This window comes from Cohnella sp. GCM10020058, assembly GCF_042683485.1.
In the GTDB taxonomy this organism is placed as follows: Bacteria; Bacillota; Bacilli; order Paenibacillales; family Paenibacillaceae; genus Cohnella.
In genome coordinates this window covers 113,844-139,668 of sequence record NZ_JBHUJV010000016.1, presented here as the reverse complement: position 1 = coordinate 139,668, position 25,825 = coordinate 113,844, and the positions used below count along the sequence as shown (strand labels likewise).

Below are 25,825 nucleotides of genomic sequence, written 5' to 3'. Positions count from 1 at the left end.
TAGCTATGCAGGTCTGGGGTCCTTCGGAACCGAATATTAAGACATCGAATGAACCAGTTTTCCGGCCGGGCCTTCGAGCAAATCGAACAAAGTGTCCAGATTGGGCCACGTCAACCTTTGAGTCACGTAGATGACGCCTAAATATATAGCCACCGCCAGCAATGAGCCGTATGCAGCGAGCTCGCGGCGTCGGGCGCGGCGGAGCTGCGCGAGATCGGCGCATACGATGGCGATTGCGAGCACTGCAAAGTACGCGGATTTTTCCAACATTTTTTTAATCCTCCTCTTGGCTGAACGGCGTCCCGATGTCCATCCCCGTGCCGACGATTTCCGTCTCCACATCAAAGCGGAATCTGCATTTCGCGAAGCTTTTTTCCCAGGACGATTCCATTTGACGCCACTTTTTCGGGTGCCGGCTGGCGATTCGATTGCCGATCCCGAGCGCGTCCGATTCATATTGCTGCAGAATAGACACGGTATGCTGAAGCTGCTCTTCCACCATGGCGCTGGCTTGCTCCTCGAATCTTTTCGTTTCTTTAGGCGAATCGAGCTTCGAGCACTGCAGTTCCCCGGCCGTGCCCCGGATTCGAATCCGCATCCCGACGTCGACTCTTCCGTCTTCATTGAAGGACACCTTTGTCTTGTTGGAAAAAGACAGCACTTCCAGCGATTCTGCGGTACCGATTTGCGGCGAAGCGGCCCCATTGCAGGGGATGGTCAAAATACCGGATTGATACCGATTGTCCAGCATCATGAACGTTGCCGTTTCTTTGCTGTCCAGCAAGCCTGCAAGCTTGCCTTTTTTCAGAATGGCGAGTCCCGAGAGAATCGCTTTCTTATCGGTTTCGTCTTGGTGCAGAAACGGAATGATGGCGACCCTGGCCGGACTTTTCAGGTGAATCGCCAGATCGTAGAGCGGTATGCCGGACGTTTTCGCCGAATAATGAGCGCCTTCCGTCTCCATACGCTTGAATTGTTGGCCGATCGTTTCTTCGATCAACGGCTTGATCTCGAGGAACCGGCCTGCGTCGCTCTGGGCGACCATCGGAAGGATGGTGCCGCGGGGCTCGTGATCTCTGGAGAAAAAGTCCAGAATCTCTCCCGCATCGTGAGATTTCAGCAGTCTTTCTCCGAGCAAAATGACTCGCATATGATCCCATTTTGCCTTGCGTCCCAACTTCATCGGAATTTCGCGAACCGCTTCAAAAAGAGACGCTCCGTTCGTTTGGATCGTTAATCCTCGTTTCTCGGTAGGTTTGGACGATCCGCCTGTAGATTGTGAGTTGGTCGGATTATAAAATAAAGTTTCAAGCGCAAACTTTCCGTCTTGCGCCGCATCGATCGCAACGCCTTGGACATAACCGTATTCGTCCATCTCCTTGTTGTCCCAACACCCCGATAAACCGAGCGCGACAGACAGAAGCGTGGTTAGCTTGCAAATATGCTTGAGATTCATGTTTGCGGCCCGTTCGCGGATCGCTTTTGAGAGGCGTTCCGAGCATGGCGCCTGGATGGAACGAATAGCGAGTCTCTTAGCCTTCGCATATTCAAAGGCGCGAACGGCGACAAGTAGGGCTCGCCGAGCGAACGGAGACAGTTCAAATGAAGATAAATCAAAATAAAGCCGACCATTATGCCCAGCCCTCCGAACGAAGCGGCCAGGAACATTAAGGGGAACCTTAAAATCCGAAGCGCGATCGCCATATTGTACTGAGGCAACGCAAACGATGCGATGCCCGTCAATGCGACGACGATAACCATTACCGGGGAAGCGATCTGCGATTGAATTGCAGCTTGTCCGATAACCAACGCACCCACGATACTGACTGCAGAGCCGATGGGGCGGGGGAGCCGAATGCCGGCTTCTCTCAGCAACTCAAAGAAAAACTCCATGAGCAGCGCTTCGATCATAGCCGGGAATGGAATGCCTTCACGCGTATTTAAAATGGCCAGGAGCAGTACGGTCGGAATGAGTTCGGAATGGAAGGTCGTGAGCGCGATGTACGTGCTCGGCAAAATCAAGGCAATGATAAAAGCGCTCAAGCGCAGAAAGCGGATGAGCGTCGAGTAGACGATGCCGTAATAATAATCCTCGCTTGTCACGAAAAACTCCATAAAATTCGTTGGGCTGATCATGACGGAGGGACTTCCGTTAATGAGCGCGACGATCTTTCCTTCCAACAAGGCGGCGACGACCGTATCGGGACGTTCTGTATAGCGCACTTGAGGAAACGGGGATAGACGCTTGTTATTTATCCAACTCTCTAAATATGACACATCAAGGATCTCCTCCATATCGATGCCTTCTAAGCGAACGCGAAATTCGTCCAACGTAGCCGGCTTTACGGCATGCTCCAAATAACCGTAGGCGACCCGCCTGCGACTATTCTCGCCGGTATTGAAGAAATGAAACTTCAGACTGCTCGTCTTCAATAAATTCCGGATGACGCCTATATTGCTGTCGAGATCTTCAATCGTGCTGGCGTGCGGCCCCTGCACATTGGGCTCTGTGATCGGTTCGGACACTTGGCGTTTGGCGATATCGAGCGCCTGGAAACCTAATGCACGGTTCCATCCTTCGATCAGCACGACGACGTATCCGTCCAGTATTTTCGAGATGACTTGACCGACATTGTCGATCAGCTCGGCAGCCGGCTCGGCGGTGCCATGATTTTCGAAGAAGCCGACGATTTGTTCCAAACGGACGGACTCGGCCGGTCCGACGCGTGTAGTCGTCAGGTTCTGTAGCGCATCCTTGAAGTCGTTATGCCTGCGATGATTAACCAGCGTATCCAGAAAAACGGAGCAAGCTCCGTTTTCGAGTCCCGTCCCGAATTGCCAGGGATACGATTTTAAATCTCCGCAATTCGCGAAGAGTCGATTTAGGACTTCCATATTGTCGCTTAAACGTCGGGATACGGCCAATTGATCTAGATTTTCGGCAACAGTAGGGGGGGAAAGCTGATTAGGCATAAGAGCACTCCTTCGCGATTGGTGATGACTTCCAGATGTATTCCTGTATTTTATTCCCTGGAGCGGGTTTGCTTATGCAAATAATCGATGGCCTTGTCCTAACGTTTTCTATTTCTATGTTACGTTTTAATAGAGATGGACAACGGGATTCTAATTTCATGTCATTTATAATGACTCAATTCGGGCGTTAACTACGAAAAGAGAAGTGAAACCCCTTGCAAACTAAAATAGATGTTATATTTACTAACTGATAGCGCTTTAATCTTGATTTTATTTTCCGAAACCTATTGAATTCTGTTTTTTAGTGTAATAAAATAAAAATAGAAATTGCGTAAACGTTTTTACAAAAATGATATGTGTTTATGTGAGAATGCCGTAATTAAGGAAGTTTTTAACGTAAAAACGTTATTACTTTTCCCGAGATTTGGGGGACCGCCATGACGAACCGTACCATTACGATCAAAGATGTAGCCAAGCAAGCGAACGTATCCGTGGCCACCGTCTCCCGCGTCATCAACGGGCTGGACCGCGTGAGCGACGCCACCCGGAAGCGGGTGCTCAAGATCATCCAGGAGCTCAACTTCGTGCCGAACACGATGGCTGCCTCGATGGTGAACAAGAAGACGAAGATGCTCTCGGTCGTCGTGCCCGATATCCAGAATCCTTTTTACACGGCGGTGATCGAAGGCACGGTAGAGGTGGCGAAGCGTGAAGGATTCTTTACATTGGTCCTTTCTACGAACGGGGACGAGAACGAGGAAGAAGAATTTCTGGAGAGCTTTCTGGGGAAAAACGTGGACGGCATCATCATGATCGGCAGTCACAAGGAAGCGGACTTTTACCGGAGAATCCAGAAGCCGACCATCTTGGTGGACCGTTACTTCAACGACTGCGGTTATGACGGCGTGCTGATCGACAATTACCGCGGCGCTTACGAGGCGACGAAGCATTTTGTGGACTACGGGCATGAGCGGATCGCGATCATCGACGGCGAGCATGACTTCAACGACGGCAAGGATCGCTTCTGGGGCTACCGGCAAGCGCTGCAGGACAGCGGTATAGCGCCCGATCCCGCCTACCACAAGCAGGGACACTGGGCGGAAGACGACGGGTACCGGCTGACGACCGAGCTACTGCAAGCCGAGCGGCCTCCGACTGCGATATTTGCGGCCAACAACGTACTGTGCAAGGGAGCCATCCGGGCGATTCGCGATTTGAATCAGCAGCTTGGCGAGGATATCTCGCTGATCGGCTTCGACGAGAACGAGCTGGCGCAGTTCGTGAGGCCCCAGGTAACGGTCGTGCGAAGACCAACCAGAGAGATGGGCGTGCAGGCCACGGAGCTGCTCGTACGCAAGATCAGGGACGCGCAGGAGCAAGGCAGTCCCGTTCGGGTCGTGCTTGGTGTGGAGTTGCTGAAGCGAGGTTCCGTCAAAAAGCTGAAATAAACTGTGCAGGGGACGCCGATGACATTTCCGATCGTAACGTCCCCGTACCTTTTTATCAAATACGTATCGTCACACCCAAGGACTTTGCCGCATTAACGCTTAGTCTTATTAAAGGTACGCAAAATCAGCCATAAGCAAGTCCCCATGGCCCCATCGATGTAAATAGGGAGGGAGTTACATGGTACAGCCGGTTCTAACAATGGAAGGCATCAGCAAAGAATTTCCCGGCGTCAAAGCGTTGTCCGACGTTCGATTCGAACTGTATCCGGGCGAGGTTCATGCGCTGATGGGAGAGAACGGCGCCGGCAAGTCGACGCTCATGAAGATTCTCTCGGGGGTCTACCGGGCGACGGACGGCGTGATCCGCTTAAAGGGCAAGGAGGTCGCGTTCGGCAGCCCGCTCGACGCTCAGAAGCAGGGCGTGTCGATCATCCACCAGGAATTCAACCTGTTCGCCAACCTGTCGGCGGCGGAGAACATCTACATCGACCGGCCTGAGATGGTCGGCAAGCTCGGACGGATCCGCTGGGCCAAGCTGTACGAGGAAGCGCAGCGGCTGGTCGACTCGATCGGCGGCGGCGAGATCGACGTCAGGCGCGAGGTACGCCATCTCGGGGTGCACAGCAAGCAGGTCATCGAGATCGCCAAGGCGCTGTCTTTTCGGGCCGACGTGCTGATCATGGACGAGCCTTCGGCCGCCCTGCCGGAAACCGAAGTGCAGAAAATGTTCGACGTGGTGAAGCGGCTGAAGGCGCAGGGCGTGGCGATCGTATACGTCTCCCACCGGATGAAGGAAATATTCGAGATCGCGGACAAGGTCACCGTGCTCCGTGACGGCGCCTGGATCGACACCATGCGCATCGACGAGGTCACGGAGCAGAGCCTGATACAGATGATGGTCGGCAAGGAAGTGAATCAGCTCTATCCGGTCCGCGATCAGGCGCCCGGAGAAGAGCGGGTACTGGAAGTCAGGCAGCTGTCGCTGGACGCGACGCATGCCGTGTCGTTCGAGCTGCGCAAAGGCGAGATTCTGGGACTGTTCGGCGTACCGGGCTCCGGTTCGCACACGATTGCCGAGCGGCTGTTCGGCCTGAAGCGAGGGACGGGCGACATACTCGTAGGCGGCGTGCCGGTGCGGATCCGCCGTCCGTCGGACGCCAAGGCGAAGCGCATCGCCTATGTGCCGCCGGACCGTCACCGCCAGGGCATCATCAAGCCGATGTCGATCCGCCAGAACCTCTCGCTTCCGCTGCTGCCGGAGCTCTCCAGGGGACCGCTGCTGAACGGAAAACGGATCGAGCAGCTCAGCCGGGAGTATGTGGACAAGCTGCGGATCAAGGCGCCGAACGACAGGCAGAGCGTCGACTTCCTCAGCGGCGGCAATCAGCAGAAGGTCGTCATCGGCAAGTGGCTCGCGGCCCGGCCGGAGATTCTGATTCTCGAAGAGCCGACCCGCGGCGTCGACGTCGGCGCCAAGGCGGAGATATACAGCATCATACACCAGTTGGCGCAGGAGGGTTTGAGCATACTGCTGATCTCGTCGGAAATGCCCGAGGTGATCGGGCTCAGCGATCGCATTCTCGTTTTGTACAAGGGCGAGATCGTGCACGAGTTCGCCCGCGGGGAGGCCGACCAGGAGCAGCTGCTCGGACGCGCTTCGCATCCGCGCACAGCGGAAGGAGGCTACCTATGAAGCGGATCGCGAACATTCACGAAGCACCTATCATCTTATTTACGCTTATCGTCATCGCTTTGTTTTCCAGTCTCTCGTCCGATTTCCTCCAGTTCGACAACGCGCGGCTGATTCTGGATCAGAATATCACTTCATTTATTGTAGCGATCGGAATGACCCTGGTCATTTTGCTGGGCGGCATGGACTTGTCGGTCGGTTCGGTGCTGGCGCTCACCGCCACCGCCGTCGGCGTATTCCTGAATCACGGCGTCCATCCTTGGCTCGCGGCGCTGATGGGCGTCTGCATCGGCGTTCTGTGCGGAGCCGTAAACGGCTACTTCATCGCCGTGATGAAAATCCCCGACATTATCGTCACGCTTGCGACGATGTATATCTTCCGCGGCATTGCGGTCGGCATCAGCGGCGGCACCTGGATGACGAATTTCCCCGAGGGCTTCCGTTACTTTGGCCAGGGCGAGCTGCTCGGCATATCGTTTCCGTTGCTCGTCGCCCTCGTATTGATCGCCATTTTTATCTACGTGATGAGATTCACCCGGGGCGGACGAAAAATATACGCGATCGGCGGGAACGGCCCGGCCGCCAAGCTCGCCGGCATTAGCGTCGCCCGGACGAAGTTCACCGTGTACGTATGGACCGGCATGCTGGTCGGCATCGCCGCCGTCATTTTCGCCTCCAAGGTGGGGAGCGTGCAGGCGTCGACGGCCGGCAGCAGCCTGTCTTTTGAAGTCATGGCCGCGGTGCTCATCGGAGGCGGCAGCATCTTCGGCGGCGTCGGCACGGTGGCGGGCACGATGATCGGCGTATTGTTCATGGGGACCATCAAAAACGGGCTGATCATCTCCAAGATCTCGCCGTTCTGGGTAGATGCCACGACCGGATTTCTGATTATTCTGGCAATTGTTATCAACACCTTGCAGCGCGTCAGACAAAACAAAAGCAAAGAGGGTGATCTGCTATGAGCGAACGGACGATTCGGCTGATTCGGCTCCCGTTCAGTCAGAACAAGCTGCTGGTCCAGCTGCTCCTGCTGCTCTTCATTCTCGTCCTGTTCAGCTTCCTGTCTCCCTACTTTTTCACCGTCACGAACTTCATGAACGTCTTCAACCAGATGGTCGAGGTCGGCCTGATCGCCATTCCGATGACGATGATCGTCATCTCGGGCGCGATGGACCTCTCGGTCGGCTCGATCCTCGGCTTCTCGGCCGTCTGCATGGGCATCGCCTTCGAGCAGGGGCTGAACATCTGGGCGAGCGTTCTCGTCGCGCTTGTGATGGGTCTGCTGTGCGGCGCGGTCAACGGCTATCTGATCGCAAGGCACCGTATGCAGGCGATCGTGGTGACGATCGGGATGCTGGTTATGCTGCGAGGTCTCGTCTACGTGCTCAATGAGGGCAGGCCGATCAGCGGGTACCCGGACAGCTTTTATTTCCTGGGTCAGACGTACGTCGCCGGCGTTCCGTTCAACGCGATTTTCCTCGCCGTTTTGTTCCTGGCGGCCAACTTCATTTTGAAGCGGACCCGGTTCGGCACATATGTGTACGGCATCGGCAACAACGAAGAGGCTGTCCACTATTCCGGGATTTCCGTCGTGCGTACGCGCATGATCTTGTTTTTGCTGAGCGGCTTGTTCTCCGCTATGGCCGGTGTCTTCCTGGTGTCGCGTCTGGCAAGCGCGGAAGCGACCTCAGGTACCAATATAGAGCTGGATGTACTCACAGCCACATTGATAGGCGGCACGCATATTTTCGGAGGGAGGGGAAGCTTGTCGGGAACCTTCGTGGGGCTGCTGATCATCGTATTCCTGCGGAACGGACTGAATCTGCTGGGCGTGTCGGTGCTCTATCAAGCGGTTATCCTGGGCGCTCTGCTGCTCATCGCTGTAAGCAACAAACCATTTAAAGGGAGGTCTTCTCAATGAAAAAAGTAGTTCTGACAGTACTCGCCGGTGTAATGGCGTTAAGCTTGGCGGCATGCAGCAGCAGCAACAACAGCGGCGGCAGCAATGCGGCGCCGGCATCCGGCGGCAGCGCGAACGCCGGTTCGTCCGCCGCATCCCGCACGTACTTCATCAATCCGAAGTCGATCGGTCCGGCCTATTGGGCGGCCGCACAGAAGGGCGCCGAGCAGGCGGCTGGCGATCTGAACGTCAAGGTCGTGTATAATGCGCCGACCGAAGCCGATTCCGCCAAGCAGATCAACATGATTCAGGACATGCTGACGCGCAAGGTCAACGGCATCGGCGTATCGCCGAACGATGCGAAGGCCGTCGGTCCGATCTTCAAGAAGGCGCTCGGGCAGGACGTCAAGATCGTGACCTGGGACAGCGATGCGCCGGAGACGGACCGCCAATACTACGTCGCGCCGGACACCGACAAGACCGTCGGCGAGCTGCTGGCCAAGACGATCGGCGACGAGATCGGCGGCAAGGGCAAGGTTGCCTTCATGGTAGCCGGACTGGGCTCGGAAAACCAGATCGCCAAGTCGGACGCGGCCAAGGCGTACTTCGCGGCGAACTATCCGGACATTGAGGTCGTCACGACCGTATCGAGCGACGATGACCAGCAGAAGGCCTATGCCAACGCGCAAAATCTGATCAAGACGTATCCGGATCTGAATGGCATCATCGGCTTTGCGGGCGGCGAGCCGCCGGCGGCGGCCGAGGTCGTCGAGCAGGCGGTCAAGGCAGGCACGTTGAAGGCCGGCCAGATCGCGATTACCGGCATCGCCGTGCCGAGTGTCGTCAAAAACTACATCAACAACGGCACGATCAAGACGGACATCATCTGGGATCCGGGCAAGCTGGCGTACACGACCGTCTATGTGCTCGATCAGCTGGCGCAAGGCAAAGAGATCGCCGACGGCATGGATATCCCGACGGTCGGCAAGGTGACCGTGGACGGCAAGAACGTGTTTATTGGCACGCTTCAGGTGACGAAGGACAACGTGGACAGCTTCGACTTCTGATTTTTGCGAATCGCGAGAAACGCATTGGGGAGGACATTTTCATGCAGCATCAAGTAAAGGTAGAGGAGCTGACGCCGGAGGCGTTCGCTCCGTACGGCAAGGTGATCGATCTGCCGGACGGCGACCCGTCCAAGTCCGGAGACGGCTGGGACTGCTGGAGCTACATCCAGATGCTCGACGTCAGCGTGCCGATCGGCTTCGGGCTGGTCGTCACCCAGCGGCGGGATTCGATTGTGGACGCGATGGAGCGGCACGTCAGCCGCGAGGAGCTGCTGCTGACCTTCGACCGGGAGATCGTCCAGCCGGTGGCGCGGTGCGCCGACATCGACGATCCGGAGGAGCAGCCGGACCCGGCGTCCGTGAGATGCTTCAGGATCAGACCCGGACAAGCCATCGTCATCGGCCGGGGCGTCTGGCATAGCCCGGCTTACCCGGCCGGGGATGACGCGCGGTATTTGTTCGGCATCGAGAAGAAGCCCGACAAGTTCGGCGACGAGATGGTTAATCCGTGGGTGAATTTTCAAAATGACGACACGATTCGCTTCGGCTGAACGGAAAGGAGCAATGACAGCATGAACGACATGAACGGTCAGGAACAGCGCATCATGCAATGGATCGACGGGCATCGGGAGGAGATCCTGACTTTCCTGCAGCAGCTGATCCGCATTCCGAGCGTCAACCCGTGGTTTTTCGACGAGCCGGCGCCTTCAAAGGAAAAGGAACTGCAGGAATTTCTGCTCGACAAGCTGTCCGGGCTGGGGGCCAGCACCGAGCTGTGGGAGCCGGTCGCAGACGAGCTCAGGCAGTATGAAGGGATGGCCGGGTATTATCCGGGCAGAGACTTCGCGGGCCGGCCCAATCTGGCGGCGACGTTCGCGCCGGAGGCCAAGGGCAAGTCGCTGCTGCTGTTCGGCCACATCGACGTCGTGATGGCGGGGAGCAAGTGGACCGTCGATCCGTTCGAGGGCAAGATCGTCGACGGCAACATGTACGGACGAGGCACGGTCGATATGAAAGGCGGCGTCGCCGCCATGATCATGGCGGTCGAGGCGGTGCTCCGCAGCGGCTACAAGCCGAAGGGCTCCGTCGTCGTCGGGACGGTCGTGGACGAGGAGGCAGGGGGCATGGGCGCGCTGGACTTCATTCACCACGGCTACCGCGCCGACGCCTGCATGCTGACCGAACCGACGTCGCTGACGATCGCGCCGCTGTGCAGAGGCATTTTGTGGGGGAAGATCAAGGTGCAGGGGCGCAGCGGACACATCGAGATGCCGCAGGCCGACTGGCAGGAAGGCGGCGCGGTCGATGCGATCAAGAAGGCGCGGTACCTGCTGGGCAAGCTGGACGAGCTGAACGAGGACTGGGCGGCGCGCAAGACCCATCCGTACCTGTCCATTCCGTGCCAGGTGCATGTCGCGCAGCTCAATGCCGGCGAGTACCCGACCTCCTTCGCCAACGAGGCGGAGATCGTGTTCAACGCGCAGTACCTGCCGTCTGAACGAGATGAGAAGCTGGTCGGCGGCAACGTGAAAAGGGAGCTGACGGACTTTCTCGCCGCGGCTGCGAAGGACGATCCGTGGCTGCTCGAGCATCCGCCGGAGATCGAATGGCTGGTCGACGCCGACTGCGCGGAGACCGATGCCGACCATCCTTTCGTGCAGACCTGCGTCCGGTCGCTGAAGGCGATCGGCGAATCGGGCAAGATCGAGGGGCTGGGCTTCCATACGGACATGGGCTGGCCGGTCAACGTCGGCATTCCGACCGTTAACTTCGGTCCCGGAGATCCGAGCCTGGCCCATCACAGCGACGAGTTTACGCCGGTGGAAGAAGTGATTCAGGCGGTCAAGATGATCGCCAAGACGATCGTCGACTGGTGCGGCGTGGAAGAGGCTTGACTGACGGCCCGTTCGCCTCTCGCTTCGCAATTTGAGAATAAGTCATCACGAAAAGATAGAATTGGAGGTCACCGCTATATGAAAATTTTATTCGTCGGCGAATCCTGGATCGTTCATATGATTCATACGAAGGGCTACGACAGCTTCACCTCGACCAAGTACGAGGAAGGCGCGACTTATCTGCTGTCCTGCCTGCGGGACAACGGCATCGACGTCACGTACATGCCCGCGCATGAAGTGCAGGTGCGCTTCCCGCAGTCGCTTGCGGAGCTGCAAGCCTATGACGCCATCGTGCTCAGCGACGTCGGCGCAAATACGTTCCTGCTGCAAAATGCGACCTTCTACCAGATGCAGGTCGTTCCGAATGCGCTCGAGCTCATCAAGCAGTTCGTGGCAGAAGGCGGCGGCCTGCTGATGGTCGGCGGCTATCTGACCTTTATGGGAATCGAGGGCAAGGCCAACTATAAAAACACGGTGCTGGCCGAGGTGCTGCCGGTCGTCATGGCGGACGGCGACGACCGCGCGGAAATGCCGAGCGGCTTCGCGCCTGTCGCGACCGCATCCCATCCTTTGGTAGACGGGCTGGGCGAGTGGCCCAAGCTGCTCGGCTACAATCGGCTGACCGCGAAGCCGGATGCTGAGCAGCTGCTCAGCCATGGCGACGACGCGATCCTGACCGTCGGTACGTTCGGGGCCGGCAGGACGGCGGCGTTCGCCAGCGACTGCTCGCCGCACTGGGGCTCGCTGGCGTTCATGGACTGGACGCATTATCCCGCGTTCTGGTCCAATCTGATCCGGTATTTGAAATAAAAGCGGCTGCCGTTGAACGGATTTTGATTTGAGGTACTGGATTTGCGTCGAATCTGGATGCCGCCTTCCGAAAACAACAAAAAGCCATTCTTCTGCCAACGAGAAGAATGGCTATTTTCATGTCCTGATGTTTTGCGGATCGAAAAACCTGCAATCGTACATGTATTTTCATCCGACCCGTGGCATGGGATGAAATACCTGCAAATGTGCAGGTAAATTCAACACTCAAGCCTGAAATCGGGCAGATCGAGGAAAATAAATGCATATTCGCATCTTTTCTTCTCAAACGGGTCGAGACCGATGAAATTAGATGTATATTTGCAGGTATTAGCCTCCGTAGCGACTTTCCCGACGTGAGCCGGGCGCGAGGCGGTGCGCGAGGCATTGCGCGAAGCATTGCGAAAGGCGGTCAACCTCGGCAAAAGATCGTGGCGTTTGTGCGGTCTGCGATCTTCCTTGGCTTTTCAGACGATGACGAGCATTCCGATTAGTAAGGACTTTCCGCCTCGTGCCGGTACGTTCTCCAGCCCATATACTTGCCCATCGCTTCCTCCAGGGAATCCGCAACCGACGACATATTGGAGGAGACGTGATGCTCGAAGCCGCTCTCGCAAATATAGCGCAGCAGCTTCTGGAACTTCGGCACCTGAACGACGCCGTACCCGCCGAAGGTCAGGAGGGGATCGCGCGTGAACAGTCCTTCGCCCGTATAGGCCACGACGCCGCCGTTCAGATCGTCGGTTGCGATGCCGCAGTACGTGAAGGGGCTCGCTTTAATACGCCCCTGAATCGTGCCGAGCGTATTTTCCCTTCCCACGGTGCCGGATAAAATCTCGTGGTAGTCCATGCGAATTTCTTCGAACACTTCCTTCGGCAGGTTGCTGCAGTGGAAAACGACGCCTTTATCCGGATCCGCGCCGTAGTTATTGTTCCAATCGAGCAGCGCGCTAGGCCGACCCGATGCCTGTTGGAGCGCATACATGCCGACCAGACCGGTGATGTCGACCTCGCAGGCGCTCGGAATCAGGCTGCTGCTCAGCATGCTCATAATCGTGCAGGGCACGATGCCGAAGTACTCCTCCATGGACGTCCAGCATTGCAGCGCGGTGCCCGCAAGGTCGTTTTCGTTCATCCACTGCTCGACGACAACGCCGAGAGAGGCCATGCGGACAAGGTTCTCCTGCGGAAAGCCCTTTACGTCGACATACGCCGCGATTTCCTCCAGCTTGCGTTTGACGGCCGGGTCGCTTTCTTTGCGTTTATTCGCGCGGCCGAATACTTCGGACAGATCCAGCGTCTCGATCGTGATGCCCGAGCGTTCAAGCAGCTTCTCGCTATAGCGGACCGTGTTAAACGAAGCCGGACGGGCGCCGATCGAGCCCAGACGGGCGTTGCGGAGCGAGCGTACGACGCGGCACGTCCCGGCGAAGCGGCGCAGATCCTTGCGGAAGCTTTCACTAGACGGATCTACGGTGTGCAGCTCGGTCAGGGAGAAGGGAATCCCGTACTGCTTGAGGTTGTTGCAAACGGACATTTTCCCGCAGAAGCTGTCGCGCCGGTCCTGGATGCCCATCTTGGTCATGTCGTCGTTGAAGGCATGGACGAGCACCGGGACGTTCAGGCCCGAATAGCGAATCGTGTTCGCAATGGCCTTTTCGTCGCCGAAGTTCGGCAGCGTGACGAGGATGCCGTCGATCTGATCGCGATTGGCCTTAAATAAGTTGCCGCAGGCTTTGGCATCGTCCAGCGTCATAACCGCACCGTATTTCGTATCCGTGACATCCAATATGATCGCGTCGATGCCTTCCTCCTCCAGCACGCGGAGTATTTGCGTACGACCGGATTCGCATAGATGGTCCGGGAAAAAGCCCCGATTGCCCACGATTACGCCAAGCTTTGTCCGTTTGATTTGTTTTTGAGCCATTGATCGTCCCTCCGATGGTTAAGTCCCCAAAATATGATGCTATGCGTTATTCGCGTTGCGGCTGCTGCGATCTTCCGGTCCCGTCCATATTCCCGCTTGCTCTTCCCAGGTCCAACCCGCAAGCGGCCTGCCGACGGGGAGTCGTGCCCAGCCTGCACGGATTCTTGCTTGCACCCGGTCCCACGGCACGATCCCGCTCGTCGCCCCGAGCTGCTCGACGCTGCAGGCGCCGACCGCCACCGCGCTCGTCATCGTATCCTCCGGCCCGAACTGCAAGAGAAGACCTTGGATGAATCCGGCGATCGTACAGTCGCCGGCGCCCGTCGTCCCCGCCACGGTCGTGCGGAAGCAGGGCGCCCACAGCTCTCTGTCGCTCCATGCGTCGACCGTAGTCGGGGGCAGCCGGTCGGCAAGTACAGGCGACCATTGCGAAGCGCTGCGCATATACAAGCCCGAGGCGCCGAGCTTGAGCACGACGATGCTGCAGCCCATGGCGAGCAGGCTTGCGGCAAGCGCCCGGATCGTCTCCACGGATACCGATTCGCATAGCTCGTCTCCGGACAAGGCCAACTGCTCGTAAAGATCTCGATTCACCATCATCAGCATCTCTTCGAGGCTGGGCATGAACACGTCGACAAAGGGAAGCGCCTTGGCTAGCAGGCCGGTCCAATCCGCCGCATATGCCGGCGTTCCTCTGCCGGGCATGGCCATGTCGAGCGAGACGGTCATGCCTTTCTCCCGGGCGCTCTTCAAGATAGCGGTCAGCCGGTCCCCGCCGTCTTCGTACATGCCTTTCATGAGCGGCGGATAGCCGAAGTGGAAATGATGAGCCGCATCGCACTTGTCCCAAGCAATATCTCGCTCCGAGAACGTGTCGTTGGTTCCCGGGCAATGAATAAAAGTGCGGTCCGTTCCGGGCGGATTGATCACCAGCGTATACGAGCTGGCTTCTCCCGCAACCCGGGCGATGCCCTCGGTCAGCGCGGGATGTACTTCGCCCAGCAGTTTGAGCGTCAGGCTTCCGAAGAAATCGTCGCTTACTTTCCCGACAAGCCGTACGCTCTTGCCCAGCCGATGGAGCGCAATCCCCGTGTTCGATACGGCTCCGCCGGTGCAGAATTCCGCTTCGCCGACCTCGATCAGCGCGCCGGGTGTCATTTTTCCGCTATCCGCTTCGCCTGGGAGAAACCTTGGAATGATATCGACCGAGATATGTCCGCATACCAGCACATCCGCCGTTTCCGTCGCCTCATTGCCGTTTGCCGTCATTGTGTAATCTCCTTCGGCTCCTTCTGTTATTGCTTGACGTATGGCCGCCAGTAAGCAACCGATTCCTGATGGTCGGGGATAATGTTGAATTCCGAAGACCAGGCCTCGCGATGATAGATTTCAAAGATAAGCTCTGCTTCGGTGGCGCCGGATGCCTCGAGCGCTTCGATGACTTTGTCCGCATGGATGATGCCGATGTCGTTATAATCCTTCGTGAACGGCCAATGCCGGCTATGTCCGGCCTCGGTCTGCTGCAGGTGGATGATAGGGGACACGCTGCCGAGCTCGCGGATCCAGCGGTACGGATCGCGATCGCTCGGATGCGGCGCGTGCCCCGGGTCCAGGCAGAGTTTAAAGGGGATGCCCGCCCCATCGTTCAGCCTGGCGAGCAGCTCGCGCGTCTCCTCGACAGTGTTGGCATATTCCCGGGGAATGGACATCGGCTCGAAAATCATGCAGGTCATGCCCAAGTCCTTGCAAAACCAGCTGAGCTCTTGCCAATGCTTGATGCCTTCCGTTGTTCGCTCTTCCCGGACCGCCGGGCTGTCGTAGTCGGAAAAAGTAAGGATGCCGGGATGGCCGCCCGTCATCTTGGCGCCCATTCTTGCGGAAATGACCGCGAACTTCTTGAACCAAGCGAGCCAGGCTTGGCGTTGCTTGGCATCGGGATGCATGAAGTGATTCACCCGCGTAAAGGAGCTTAGGAAGCTGCTCGTAATCGATAGGCCGTATTTATCCGCGTTTTCGATAATCTGCTCAGTCTGCTCCTCGACAATGTCGTCGGGCAAATAAACGTTGAGCAGGTCGGCGACGAACTGCACGTACTTGAGTCCCATTTCTTCTGCGACGATGCGGGTCCAAACCTGAGGCTCGGGGTATTTGTTATTCGCAAAGCCCATGTTGATTCCAAGCTTCAAATCGAGCGCCATGATAGAGACTCTCCTCTTTGGTAGAATAGCATTAACGTTAACATTAACGATAATGTAAACATTAAAGCAGTTTGCAATCGCTGTCAATGCATAAAAAAAAGCGCCGGTCCGGCAGGGGCGAACCCCTGCGCCAGCACTTATCGGTTATTAGGGACGATGCTACAGAAGCGATCTCGTACTTTCCCGGACGACCAGCCGCGTATCCACGACTTCATGATAGCGCTTGCCTGGATTCTGCTTATAGATTTTTTTCAACAGAATCTCAAACGCCTTGCGCGAGGTTTTCCCTTTGGAATTGCTGACGCTCGTCAAGGGAAAGGGGATGAACAGCCGCGATTGAATATTGTCGAATCCGACGACGCTAATTTGCCCGGGTACCTGGATCTGATGCTTGTTCAGGATAAAAATGGACTCCCATGCCATCATATCGTTAAAGGCGAACAGCGCGGTGAAGGGCAGCTTGGACTTGATGACTTCGCTAAGCTCGTGCCGGGCGCCGCCGGAGAGCTGGGATACCTCGCGAATCAGATCCGGATTCACGGCAACCCCCGCTTCCTTCATCGCACGGGCGTAGCCTGCGAGACGCTCGCGCGAGCTGGATATCGAACGATGCGCATTGAGAAATAGGATGTCCCGATGACCGCGCTCCAGGAGGTGCATGGTGGCGAGATAGCCGCCTTTCTCGTCGTCGCTTACGACATAATCCATCGTATCGTCGTCCAGATGGCGCCCCAGCAGTACGAAGGGGGTTCCCGTCCGTTCAAGTAACGTCAGATTGTTGGCATTTCCTTGGGAAGGGCAAATGATGATGCCGTCCACGTTTTTGGACAGGGCGGACTGTATCGCTTTTTGCTCGGCTTCCTGGTCTTCATAGGCATTTAAAATAAACGTCGTATAATCCTGCATTCTCGCTGCCCGCTCGATTTCCTTGACGGCAATGGAAAAATGGGGATTCGAGACGTCGGCGACGATGACGGCGATCGTCCTGGTGATGCCCGAACGAAGCGAGCTGGCCATGAGATTACCGATATACCCGAGCTCCTGCGCCTTTTGTTGAATTAATTTGCTGGTGGCCGCGGAGATATCGCCTTTATTTTTAAGCGCGCGGGAAACCGTATTGACCGTAAAGCCGGTCTGCTCGGCAATATCCTTTAATGTCGTGGCTTTGACCGGAGGCCGCACCTGTTCTTCGCTCATTTCATCATTCCTTATCCCGCCTATCGGCAGTCGATGTCCTGTGAACTAAATAGTAGGGACACATAGACGGGTTGTCAACATGAACGGGGGGCGTTAGAATAGGACGACAAAGACCGGGCAGTCGTCGCCCGGTCTTCGTCTGTCTTAGCGTGTCTTCGCGCATATGAGTGATAGCAAGGTGTCGCTTACTTCTGCGCAGCTTCCTTGGCAAGCTCCTTGTGAACGATCGGAGCGACCTTCGTGCCGAGCAGCTCGATCGTGCGAAGCAGTTCGCGGTGGGGCAGGGTGCTGACGTCCACGTGCAAAAGGAAACGAGTCAGGCCCAAGTTCTGGCGCAACAGCACGATTTTCTCGGCGACATACTCGGGGTCGCCGACATAGAGCGCGCCGCGCAGGCTGCGGGCGGCGTCGAACGAATCGCGGGTATAGGGGGGCCAGCCGCGTTCGCGCCCGATAGTGTTCATCTGGGCGGCGGTCGAAGGATAGAACAAATCGGCGGCCTTCTCGGTCGTATCCGAGATGAAGCCGTGCGAGTGCGTCGCGATCTGCAGCTTGCTCACGTCGTGACCGGCCTTTGCGGCCGCCTCTTTATAGAGGGCTACGAGCGGCGCGAACCGCTCGGGCATGCCGCCGATGATGGCGAATACGACCGGAAGCCCAAGCGTTCCGGCGCGAACCGCGGACTCCGGATTGCCGCCGGTACCGATCCATACGGGCAGCGGCTCCTGCACGGCGCGCGGATAGACGCCGAGATTCTTGATGGCTGGACGATGGCCGCCGCGCCAGCTGACCTTCTCCGAATCGCGAATCGCGAGCAACAGCTCCAGCTTTTCATCGAACAGGCTGTCGTAGTGATTCAGATCGTACCCGAACAAAGGAAACGATTCGATAAACGACCCGCGGCCCGCCATAACTTCCGCGCGTCCGTTCGACAGGCCGTCCAAGGTCGAAAAGGCTTGATAGACGCGGACCGGATCGTCGGATGACAGGACGGTCACGGCGCTGGACAGCCGGATCCGCTTGGTCGTCGCCGCGGCGGCGGCCAGAATGACGGCCGGCGCTGAGCTCGCATAATCCGCGCGATGATGCTCGCCGATCGCATAAACGTCAAGGCCGACCTGTTCGGCCAGATTGATCTCTTCGACCGCTTGGCGCAGCCGTTCTGCATGTGTAACGCCGCCGTCTCTCGGGGCTGCCTCGAGAAAAGTGCTGATTCCTATTTCCATGGTAGAGGTCGTAAGATCGGACATGGTGAATCGCTCCCTTCCAGATAAGTTCATTATACTTTAAATATTACTGCAACTCAATATTAGTAAGTTAATAATTTGCTGGTGAGCCTGATTAAATTGGAAACGGGACAAAAGTTGGGGTAAGGTAATAGTGGTTACAGCTTCTTTCTCATTAAAAGAGGGGGTGAAGCCATGAGACCGCGAATCGCTTTTTTCTTACCTTTCTTTGCCTTGGTTATTATGCTTTGCGGTTGTCGTATAAATGCAGAATCTCCGCAGGAAGAGGTCAAGGTCGAACGTAAGGGCGAGCTTACGCCGAATGAACAATTAAATCGTACGATTGAAAATTATTTTGCGAGTTTTAATCATGTTGAGAATTGGAGCGAGTTCGCTACCGAGGATTTCGTTAAAAACGTTTATCTATGGTGCTCCGGAGATGCTTCCAATTCTAAAAGTATCGAAGAAATGAAATTGTTTCTGAAAAATCTGGAACCACGAACGTACGATTTAACAGGATATCGAGTCGAAAGCTATGATATGAAGGGTCCGGGCGCGGAGATCTTCGTAACGAGAGAATGGGAAAACGATGAAACGGACCAAACTTCGTATTCGATCGTCAAGATCGGCGATGAGTGGGAAATAGACGATCGCTTTTAAAAAGCCGAGCCCGATGACTTTATCGTCATCGAGCCGAGTGTTCCTATTGACGGAAGTGTGTATTTGCAGGCTGCGCCGTCTCCGGAGGCAGAAAGCGAGATCAACGTCGAACTGCGCCTGGAGCGTACAGACGGAACAGCATTACAGCTTTTTGACGAGGGACAAGGATGAAGCCATTCGAATATTTCTCGAATATTGGGGCTTGCAGAAGCTGCCCGATGGGACGGAATGGACGGACATCACGGATCAGTTCGAATCCTGAACGGATTAGCGCCTACCCGCACTGATTCGACCCGGACTCCGGTCCGACGCTCGCGCCGCTTTGAACAGGAGCAGCGACGCCGTCAGGGCGGATGCCTGAAAGACGGCTGAGCCGAGCAAGCTGTGCGATACGGCATGCGCGAATTGTACTTTGGAAAGCTGATCGGCATGCATCGACGCGTTAAATACCGTGATGAGAACCGCCAAGCCGAGCGAGGCGCCGCTCTGGTGCGCGACATTGATCAGACCCGAGGCCGCGCCTGAATCTCGAGCGTCTACGTCCGAGAGTCCGAGCGCGGTGAGCGGCTGGAATATCAAGCCGGACCCGATTCCCATGACGGTCATCAGGATAAACATTTGGGGGAAAAACGCCGTTTGCATGGCGATCGTCCGGCTCATCCAGAGCGTCCCGAGAACCGCCAGCAGCAGGCCGACGAACAATAATTTTCTATTGCCGTAACGGCGAACGAGGCTTTGCATCAGGAACATCATGCCGAATTGTGCCGTGGAAAAGGGCAGGAAGGCCAAGCCCGCTTCAAGCGAACCGAAGCCAAGCACATTTTGCAAATATTGCGGGATAAAGAAAAAGAGCGAAAAGTTGCCGCTGACGAGCAGAAACCTGCCCAGGTAAGCCCCCGAGCGTTGGCGGCTCGCGAACAATCGCAGCGGAACGATCGGTTCGATCGCACGCTTTTCGACAAGCACGAAGGCTGTCAGCGACACGATACCGGTGCCGAGCCATATCCCTGTCTCCGCCGAACCCCAGCCTTGACCCGCGGCTTGGACAAAGCCGTAAACCAGCCCGGTCATGCCGATGACGGACGTCAACGCGCCCCATAAATCGAACCGGCCGGTCCTCGTCTCCGACTGTTTCACATAACGCCACACCAGGTACATTAAAACGATGCCGATGGGTACATTGATAAACATGCCGACGCGCCATGAAATAAAGTCGGTAAAAAATCCGCCGAGCAGCAGTCCGATCCCGCCGCCTGCACCTGCAACCGCGCTGTACATCGCGATCGCCCGGGACCGTTCCTTTTCCTCCGTAAACGTGGCTGACAACAGGGCCAGCGCAGCCGGCGTGGCCAGCGCGGCCGCAAAGCCCTGGAATGCCCGGGAAACGAGCAAAATTTCGGCAGTCGGCGCTAATCCCGCGAGCAGCGAGGTCAACGTAAATAGCCCGATTCCCGCGCCGAGCATTTTTCTGCGACCCAGCAGGTCTCCTGCCCGGGCGCCCAGCAGCAGAAATCCGCCGAAGGCTAAAATATAGCTGTTTTGAACCCAGGTCAAGCTGACGGTCGACATATGCAGCGAACGGCCGATCTCGGGAATCGACGTCACCATTACGGAGGCGTCCAGTACGACGAGCAGCTGGCACGCAATGATAATCGTTAATATAACGCCTTTTGATTGCATCATGTAAGCATGTTCCTTTCCCCGATAGAATGTGTGGCTCTGATACGTATTATGGATGGAAGCGGGAGCGGGAAGTAGATCGTTCCTGCTTGAAAATTGCCTAAAGCTGCAATATGATAGTTGGAGGTTTGAAGGAGGTTGATCGATATTATGCCGGAGTCGGGAGCGGATACGAGCGCGACGCTTGATAAGCCGGTGTCCATTCATAAGAAGGCGCTGGACCAGCTTCTGTCCTTAACCGATCGGAATCCGTTGGCAGAAGGACGTACGTCGACCGTCGTGCCGTACTTCTCCATCGTGAAGCACAGCCGGGAAACGCAGCGAAGCCCGGGCGTTTTGACGCCTTCTTTTTGTCTGATTCTTCAAGGCGGGAAGAAGCTCTACCTGGGACAGGAAGTGTACTGCTACTCGGCGGGCGATTACCTGGCATCGCTGATCGACATACCCGCCTCCTCGCAAGTCGTCGGGGCTACGGAGCAGTCGCCGTATATCGGGCTGCGCATCGACTTTACGACGCAGGAGATCGCTTCCGTGGTCATGGAGGCGGGGATCGGAGCGGAATTCAGAGAAAAGGGTTTGACCAAGGGCGCTTTTATCGGGAAGTCGGATGCGGAGCTGCTGGACATCTTTTCGCGGCTGCTGAAGCTGCTCGACAAGCCGAACGACGTTCGTTTCCTGTCCGAGCTGCTCAAGCGGGAAATGATTTTTAATTTGCTGTCGGGCGATTCCGGCCACTTGTTTTTCCAAAAGGTGCTGTTCGACCAACGGGCGGACGGCGTCGGCATGGCGATCCAGTGGATCAAGGAAAACTACGCGCGGTCGTTCACCGTCGAGGAGCTCGCCAAATCCTGCAACATGAGCGTCTCCGGACTGCATCACAAGTTTAAGGCGATCACGACGATCGGCCCGCTGCAGTATCAGAAGCAGCTTCGCCTTCAGGAGGCGCGGCGCCTGATGCTGAGCGGGCCGGTCGGTGCGACGACGGCTGCGCTGGCCGTCGGCTACGACAGTCCGTCGCAATTCAATCGGGAATATCGAAGATTGTTCGGTCTGCCGCCGCTTCAGGATATCAAAGCGATGCGCAATTCAGCCGTCCCGTGGACCGGAACCGCTGCGGACTGAAGCATCATGCGGGGGAGGTCAAGCTTAAGGCGCTTAGGCCGAAGGCGGCGCACCGCTCGATCTGCGCGCGATCAAGGCGGTGGCGACGGAGATGTTGATGCCGCCTACGGATGGCGAATCGCGAAGCGAGGTCGCAAGCCGGACGGCGCTGCGGACCATCTTTTCTTTGTCTACGCGCACGGTCGTCAGCTCCGGCGATACGATGACCGCTTCGGCGATATCGTCGAAACCGACGACGGATACGTCCTCGGGAACCCGGATGCCAAGCTCCGCAAGCGACTTCATCACGCCGATCGCGATAAAATCGCTCTCGCAGAATATGGCCGTCGGCAGCGGCTTTCCGTCGCTCCGCAATTTTTCGATTCGGTTGAGGAATGCCTCCTGCGGAGCGGGCACCATCGGATCGACCGAAAATTCATGCTCGGCCGGTACAGATAGCGACCATTCCCGCATCGCATCGTCGAATCCCCGCCGACGGGCGTCGAAGTTGTGGATGCGAACGTCCGACGCCGCGTAGCCGATCGTCCGGTGCCCGGCACCGCACAGCCAGGTCCCGGCTTGGTATCCACCAAGCACGTTGTTCGTGTATACGAACGGGATCGGGAGCGTCTCGAAGCAAGTGTCCAAGACGATGAGCTTAGGCAGCCGCTCCGCGATGCGGGATAAGGTCGCTTTGTCCAGATTGGTTCCAAGCAGAATAACCCCCCGATCCGAGTGGACGTCCGCGATGGTCCGAAGGTCTTCGTCGAAGCGCGACATATCGATGGCCGAGATGAGCAGAGAGAAGCCGCCGGCGCGGGATCCTTGCTCCAGAAAGTGAATGAGCTCGCGAAAAAAAGGCTGCCGGTCATAATGGGAAGTGACGATACCGGCGTTCGCGATGACCAAAAACAGCAGCGTAGGCGGCGCGTCTTGGGGAGCCGCTTCGGCAATCGCCGCTGCCTCCTGCGTTTCCACGCTCCTTCTTGGCTTATAACCTGACTTCCCGGCGATGCTCAGAATGCGTGCTCTCGTCTCGTCTCCGATGCCCGGCTTGCCGCTAAAGGCAAGAGAGACGGCGGCTTTCGAGACGCCCGCCAACCTCGCGATGTCCTCCATTTTCACGACTATTACTCCTCTATGAATGTTAAGTTTAGTCTAATAAGTTTAACTTAAGAAAACAAGTTGTTTGTGATTTGTTTAGTTTAGTTTTGTTTTGTTTAGTTATTTTAAGTTTTTTTGTGAGCGTATGATTAACATGCACGCTATATTGACGTCTATTCTGGATGGTGATAGGATGGCCTTATAATCATTAAACTAAAATTTGAACTTAACAAAACGCGTTTAACTTAACAAATAACTAAAATTAATTCCATTGGAGGCATGGAAATGAAATGGCAAGTTACAGACGGAAGAACGGAGTACATGGTCAATCCGTTAGGCCTTGACGAAAAGGAGCCCCGCTTCTTTTGGAAGCTGCAATCGGATGAAAAAGGCGCATCGCAATCCGCCTACCGCATTCTGGTCGCCTCGTCATTGGAAGCGCTTGCTAGGGACGAGGGGAACATGTGGGACAGCGGCGAGGTCGCTTCCGACCTGAGCACGCACATCGTTTACGCGGGAAAGCCTCTTCGATCGGAAGGGCAGTACTATTGGAAAGTCCGCTCCTGGAACCGCGAGGCCATCGCTTCGGATTGGAGCGACGCCTTTTTCTGGACGATGGGGCTCCTCTCTCGCGATGAATGGAAAGGATCCTGGATCGGCAGCAAGGCGCAGCCGAACGTAGAGCTCCAACCGTCGCCATACGTTCGCAAACCATTCCGGATACGCGGCGAAGTTCGTCGGGCAACGGCTTACGCGACCGCGCTCGGGCTGTACGAGCTGCATATCAACGGCCGCCGGTTTGGCGATTGGTTCGCCCCGGGCTTTACCGATTACGACAAACGCGTGCAGACGCAAGCCTACGACATAACGCCATGGCTAAATGAAGGAGACAACGTCATCGGAGCCGTGCTCGGCGACGGCTGGTACGCGGGGACCGTCGGATTTCTCGGCAATCACGTGTACGGGGAACGCCCCTTTTTGCTCCTCCAACTCCATATCGAATATGCGGACGGAAGCCGCGAGTCCGTCGAGACCGATGCCAGCTGGCGTACGGCCAAGGGGCCGATCGTCTACTCCGACATGATCAAGGGAGAGACGTACGACGCGCGGCTGGAGCTGACGGGGTGGGATCAACCCGGCTACGACGACTCGGGCTGGGAGCGTCCGGACGTTCGCGCGGGCTATAACGGCCAATTGACCGCATCGATCGAGCCTCCGATCCGCGTGACCCAGCAGATGAAGCCGATATCGCTCCGCAAGACGGAGCAAGGCACTTTTATATACGATATGGGGCAAAACATGGTCGGGTGGACGGAGCTGCGCGTGCGCGGCGCGCGGGGCACCAAAGTGACGCTAAGCCATGCCGAGATGCTGAATCCGGACGGCTCGCTTTATCTGGACAACCTGCGCGTTGCCGTTCAGCAAGAGCATTACATTTTGAAAGGCGAAGGCGAAGAGCGGTACGAGCCGCACTTTACGTTCCATGGATTCCGCTACGTCGAGCTGATCGGCTACCCGGGCGAGCCCGGCCTGGATACGATCGTCGGCAAAGTCGTTCATTCCGACACGCGACCGACGGGAAGCCTGCGGACGTCCGATTCGATGGTCAACCAATTGATCTCGAACATCTCCTGGGGACAGCGGGGCAACTTCCTCTCGGTACCGACCGACTGCCCGCAGCGAGACGAACGGCTCGGATGGACCGGCGATGCCCAGATTTTCGCGCGGACGGCTTCGTACAACATGGACGTATCCCGGTTCTTCACGAAATTCATGTGGGACATGATCGATTGCCAGCAGCCGTCGGGCGCGTTCACCGACGTGGCGCCGGACGCGGGCTGGATCCGGCACAAGATGTGGAATACGAGGCTGAACTGGTTCGCACCGGACAATGCGGGCTGGGGCGACGCGGGTGTCGTCATACCGTGGACGCTGTACTTGATGTACGGGGATACGCGTATTTTGGAAACGCACTACGAAGCGATGGTACGCTGGGTCGCGTATTTGCGGACGAACAGCAAGGGGCTGATCCGCCCCGCCTATGCGAACTACGGCGACTGGCTGTCGATCGAGGCGGATACGCCGAACGAGGTGCTGGCGACGGCCTACTTTGCCTACAGCGCCAAGCTGCTGAGCCGGATCGCCGGCGCACTCGGCAAACGCGACGACGAAGGGACGTACGCGAGTCTGCATCAGGCCATCGCGGACGCGTTCCGCCGGGCATTCGTCGCGGAGGACGGACGCATTCATGGAGAAACGCAGACGGTGTACGTGCTCGCCCTGCAGTTCGACCTGCTGACAGATCGGCTTCGGGAGCTGGCGATCGGCCATCTCGCCGAAAATATCGCTGCCCGCGGCGGCCGGCTATCCACCGGATTCCTGGGCGTCGGCTACCTGCTGCCCGCATTGACGGACAACGGAAGGCTGGACGTCGCATACGGTCTGCTGACGCAGGAAGAGTTCCCGTCCTGGATGTACTCGATCAAGCACGGCGCGACGACGATCTGGGAACGCTGGGACGGCTGGACCGAGCATGGCGGCTTCCAGACGCCGTCGATGAACTCCTTTAACCATTACTCGCTCGGCTCGGTGGGCGAATGGATGTACCGCTATATGGGCGGCATAGAGGCCGACCCTTCGGCCCCGGGCTTCCGCCGCGCAATCATTCAGCCCCGCCCGGGCGGCCGGATCACGGCGGTCGAAGCTTCCTTCGATTCGCTGTACGGCACGTACGAATCTTCCTGGACGCTGGACGCGAACGGCAGCTTCAAGCTGCGCGTCACGGTGCCGGCGAACGCGACGGCAGTCGTCCGCGTTCCGGGAAGCGGGATCGTCGCGGACGGCGAGCCGGCCGTAGAAGGCCAAACGAGCTTCGAGCTTGGAGCGGGCTCGTACGCGTTCGTCAGCCAATTTGAAAGTTAATCTTGTTTGATAGCCAAGACGCTGCCAATT

Annotated in this window: 21 protein-coding genes; 11 read left to right on the top strand and 10 right to left on the bottom strand. The window is 57.1% G+C overall.

The window, feature by feature from the left end; genetic code table 11:
- Window positions 1–36: 36 nt before the first annotated feature.
- From ACFSR7_RS27065 to ACFSR7_RS27055, 3 genes are read right to left on the bottom strand one after another with little or no spacing between them, the layout of a single operon-like run.
- A complete protein-coding gene (locus ACFSR7_RS27065) occupies window positions 37–270 on the bottom strand; it encodes a hypothetical protein (RefSeq protein ID WP_378167046.1) in 234 nt (77 codons plus the stop codon).
- A gap of 4 nt (window positions 271–274) precedes the next feature.
- Window positions 275–1,456 (bottom strand): Ger(x)C family spore germination protein, encoded by a 1,182-nt coding sequence (locus ACFSR7_RS27060; RefSeq protein WP_378167044.1) that lies wholly within the window; start codon window positions 1,454–1,456, stop codon window positions 275–277.
- Window positions 1,453–2,895 (bottom strand): spore germination protein, encoded by a 1,443-nt coding sequence (locus tag ACFSR7_RS27055; RefSeq protein ID WP_378167187.1) that lies wholly within the window; start codon window positions 2,893–2,895, stop codon window positions 1,453–1,455. Before ACFSR7_RS27055 ends, ACFSR7_RS27060 begins: the two co-directional genes overlap by 4 nt.
- Before the next feature lie 515 nt (window positions 2,896–3,410).
- Here ACFSR7_RS27055 and ACFSR7_RS27050 point away from each other — a divergent pair.
- The 8 genes from ACFSR7_RS27050 (at window position 3,411) to ACFSR7_RS27015 (ending at window position 11,783) form a co-directional block, all read left to right on the top strand.
- Entirely contained in the window at window positions 3,411–4,421 is a 1,011-nt protein-coding gene (locus tag ACFSR7_RS27050) for a LacI family DNA-binding transcriptional regulator (protein WP_378167042.1), read from the top strand.
- 178 nt (window positions 4,422–4,599) lie between these two features.
- Entirely contained in the window at window positions 4,600–6,114 is a 1,515-nt protein-coding gene (locus ACFSR7_RS27045) for a sugar ABC transporter ATP-binding protein (RefSeq protein WP_378167040.1), read from the top strand.
- Complete coding sequence (locus ACFSR7_RS27040; RefSeq protein WP_378167038.1) at window positions 6,111–7,073, top strand: ABC transporter permease; 963 nt, start codon at window positions 6,111–6,113, stop codon at window positions 7,071–7,073. The genes ACFSR7_RS27045 and ACFSR7_RS27040 overlap by 4 nt, the downstream gene beginning before the upstream one ends.
- A complete protein-coding gene (locus ACFSR7_RS27035) occupies window positions 7,070–8,032 on the top strand; it encodes an ABC transporter permease (protein ID WP_378167036.1) in 963 nt (320 codons plus the stop codon). The genes ACFSR7_RS27040 and ACFSR7_RS27035 overlap by 4 nt, the downstream gene beginning before the upstream one ends.
- The gene (locus ACFSR7_RS27030) at window positions 8,029–9,078 is read left to right on the top strand and encodes an autoinducer 2 ABC transporter substrate-binding protein (protein WP_378167034.1); all 1,050 of its coding nucleotides are present in this window, start codon (window positions 8,029–8,031) and stop codon (window positions 9,076–9,078) included. The genes ACFSR7_RS27035 and ACFSR7_RS27030 overlap by 4 nt, the downstream gene beginning before the upstream one ends.
- Window positions 9,079–9,119: 41 nt before the next feature.
- Entirely contained in the window at window positions 9,120–9,629 is a 510-nt protein-coding gene (locus ACFSR7_RS27025) for an ureidoglycolate lyase (RefSeq protein ID WP_378167032.1), read from the top strand.
- A 21-nt stretch (window positions 9,630–9,650) separates the two neighbouring features.
- Window positions 9,651–10,973 carry a M20 family metallopeptidase gene (locus ACFSR7_RS27020; RefSeq protein ID WP_378167030.1) on the top strand — a complete coding sequence of 441 codons (1,323 nt, stop codon included), beginning with the start codon at window positions 9,651–9,653 and terminating at the stop codon, window positions 10,971–10,973.
- Window positions 10,974–11,051: 78 nt separating this feature from the next.
- Window positions 11,052–11,783: a glutamine amidotransferase gene (locus ACFSR7_RS27015; protein ID WP_378167029.1), complete on the top strand. Its 732-nt coding sequence runs from the start codon at window positions 11,052–11,054 to the stop codon at window positions 11,781–11,783.
- 487 nt (window positions 11,784–12,270) lie between these two features.
- Here ACFSR7_RS27015 and ACFSR7_RS27010 read toward each other — a convergent pair whose 3' ends face one another.
- The 5 genes from ACFSR7_RS27010 to ACFSR7_RS26990 form a co-directional block, all read right to left on the bottom strand.
- A complete protein-coding gene (locus ACFSR7_RS27010) occupies window positions 12,271–13,707 on the bottom strand; it encodes an L-fucose/L-arabinose isomerase family protein (protein WP_378167027.1) in 1,437 nt (478 codons plus the stop codon).
- Window positions 13,708–13,746: 39 nt separating this feature from the next.
- Window positions 13,747–14,976, bottom strand: a complete 1,230-nt coding sequence (locus tag ACFSR7_RS27005; protein ID WP_378167025.1) for a carbohydrate kinase family protein — start codon at window positions 14,974–14,976, stop codon at window positions 13,747–13,749.
- Window positions 14,977–15,002: 26 nt separating this feature from the next.
- Entirely contained in the window at window positions 15,003–15,905 is a 903-nt protein-coding gene (locus ACFSR7_RS27000) for a sugar phosphate isomerase/epimerase family protein (RefSeq protein ID WP_378167023.1), read from the bottom strand.
- 159 nt (window positions 15,906–16,064) lie between these two features.
- On the bottom strand, window positions 16,065–17,102 hold the full coding sequence (locus ACFSR7_RS26995; protein WP_378167019.1) for a LacI family DNA-binding transcriptional regulator: 1,038 nt from the start codon (window positions 17,100–17,102) through the stop codon (window positions 16,065–16,067).
- Between the two features lie 185 nt (window positions 17,103–17,287).
- On the bottom strand, window positions 17,288–18,352 hold the full coding sequence (locus tag ACFSR7_RS26990; protein WP_378167017.1) for an LLM class flavin-dependent oxidoreductase: 1,065 nt from the start codon (window positions 18,350–18,352) through the stop codon (window positions 17,288–17,290).
- A 171-nt stretch (window positions 18,353–18,523) separates the two neighbouring features.
- Between ACFSR7_RS26990 and ACFSR7_RS26985 the strand changes: the two genes are divergently transcribed.
- Window positions 18,524–18,988, top strand: a complete 465-nt coding sequence (locus ACFSR7_RS26985; protein WP_378167015.1) for a hypothetical protein — start codon at window positions 18,524–18,526, stop codon at window positions 18,986–18,988.
- A gap of 267 nt (window positions 18,989–19,255) precedes the next feature.
- Here the strand turns inward: ACFSR7_RS26985 and ACFSR7_RS26980 are convergent, their stop codons facing one another.
- On the bottom strand, window positions 19,256–20,671 hold the full coding sequence (locus tag ACFSR7_RS26980) for an MFS transporter (RefSeq protein ID WP_378167013.1): 1,416 nt from the start codon (window positions 20,669–20,671) through the stop codon (window positions 19,256–19,258).
- A gap of 135 nt (window positions 20,672–20,806) precedes the next feature.
- Between ACFSR7_RS26980 and ACFSR7_RS26975 the strand changes: the two genes are divergently transcribed.
- A complete protein-coding gene (locus ACFSR7_RS26975; RefSeq protein WP_378167011.1) occupies window positions 20,807–21,790 on the top strand; it encodes an AraC family transcriptional regulator in 984 nt (327 codons plus the stop codon).
- Between the two features lie 33 nt (window positions 21,791–21,823).
- On the opposite strand, the gene ACFSR7_RS26970 is transcribed toward ACFSR7_RS26975, so the two are convergent.
- Complete coding sequence (locus ACFSR7_RS26970) at window positions 21,824–22,888, bottom strand: LacI family DNA-binding transcriptional regulator (protein WP_378167186.1); 1,065 nt, start codon at window positions 22,886–22,888, stop codon at window positions 21,824–21,826.
- A gap of 270 nt (window positions 22,889–23,158) precedes the next feature.
- Here ACFSR7_RS26970 and ACFSR7_RS26965 point away from each other — a divergent pair, with 270 nt between their 5' ends.
- The gene (locus ACFSR7_RS26965; protein WP_378167009.1) at window positions 23,159–25,795 is read left to right on the top strand and encodes a glycoside hydrolase family 78 protein; all 2,637 of its coding nucleotides are present in this window, start codon (window positions 23,159–23,161) and stop codon (window positions 25,793–25,795) included.
- Window positions 25,796–25,825: the final 30 nt, after the last annotated feature.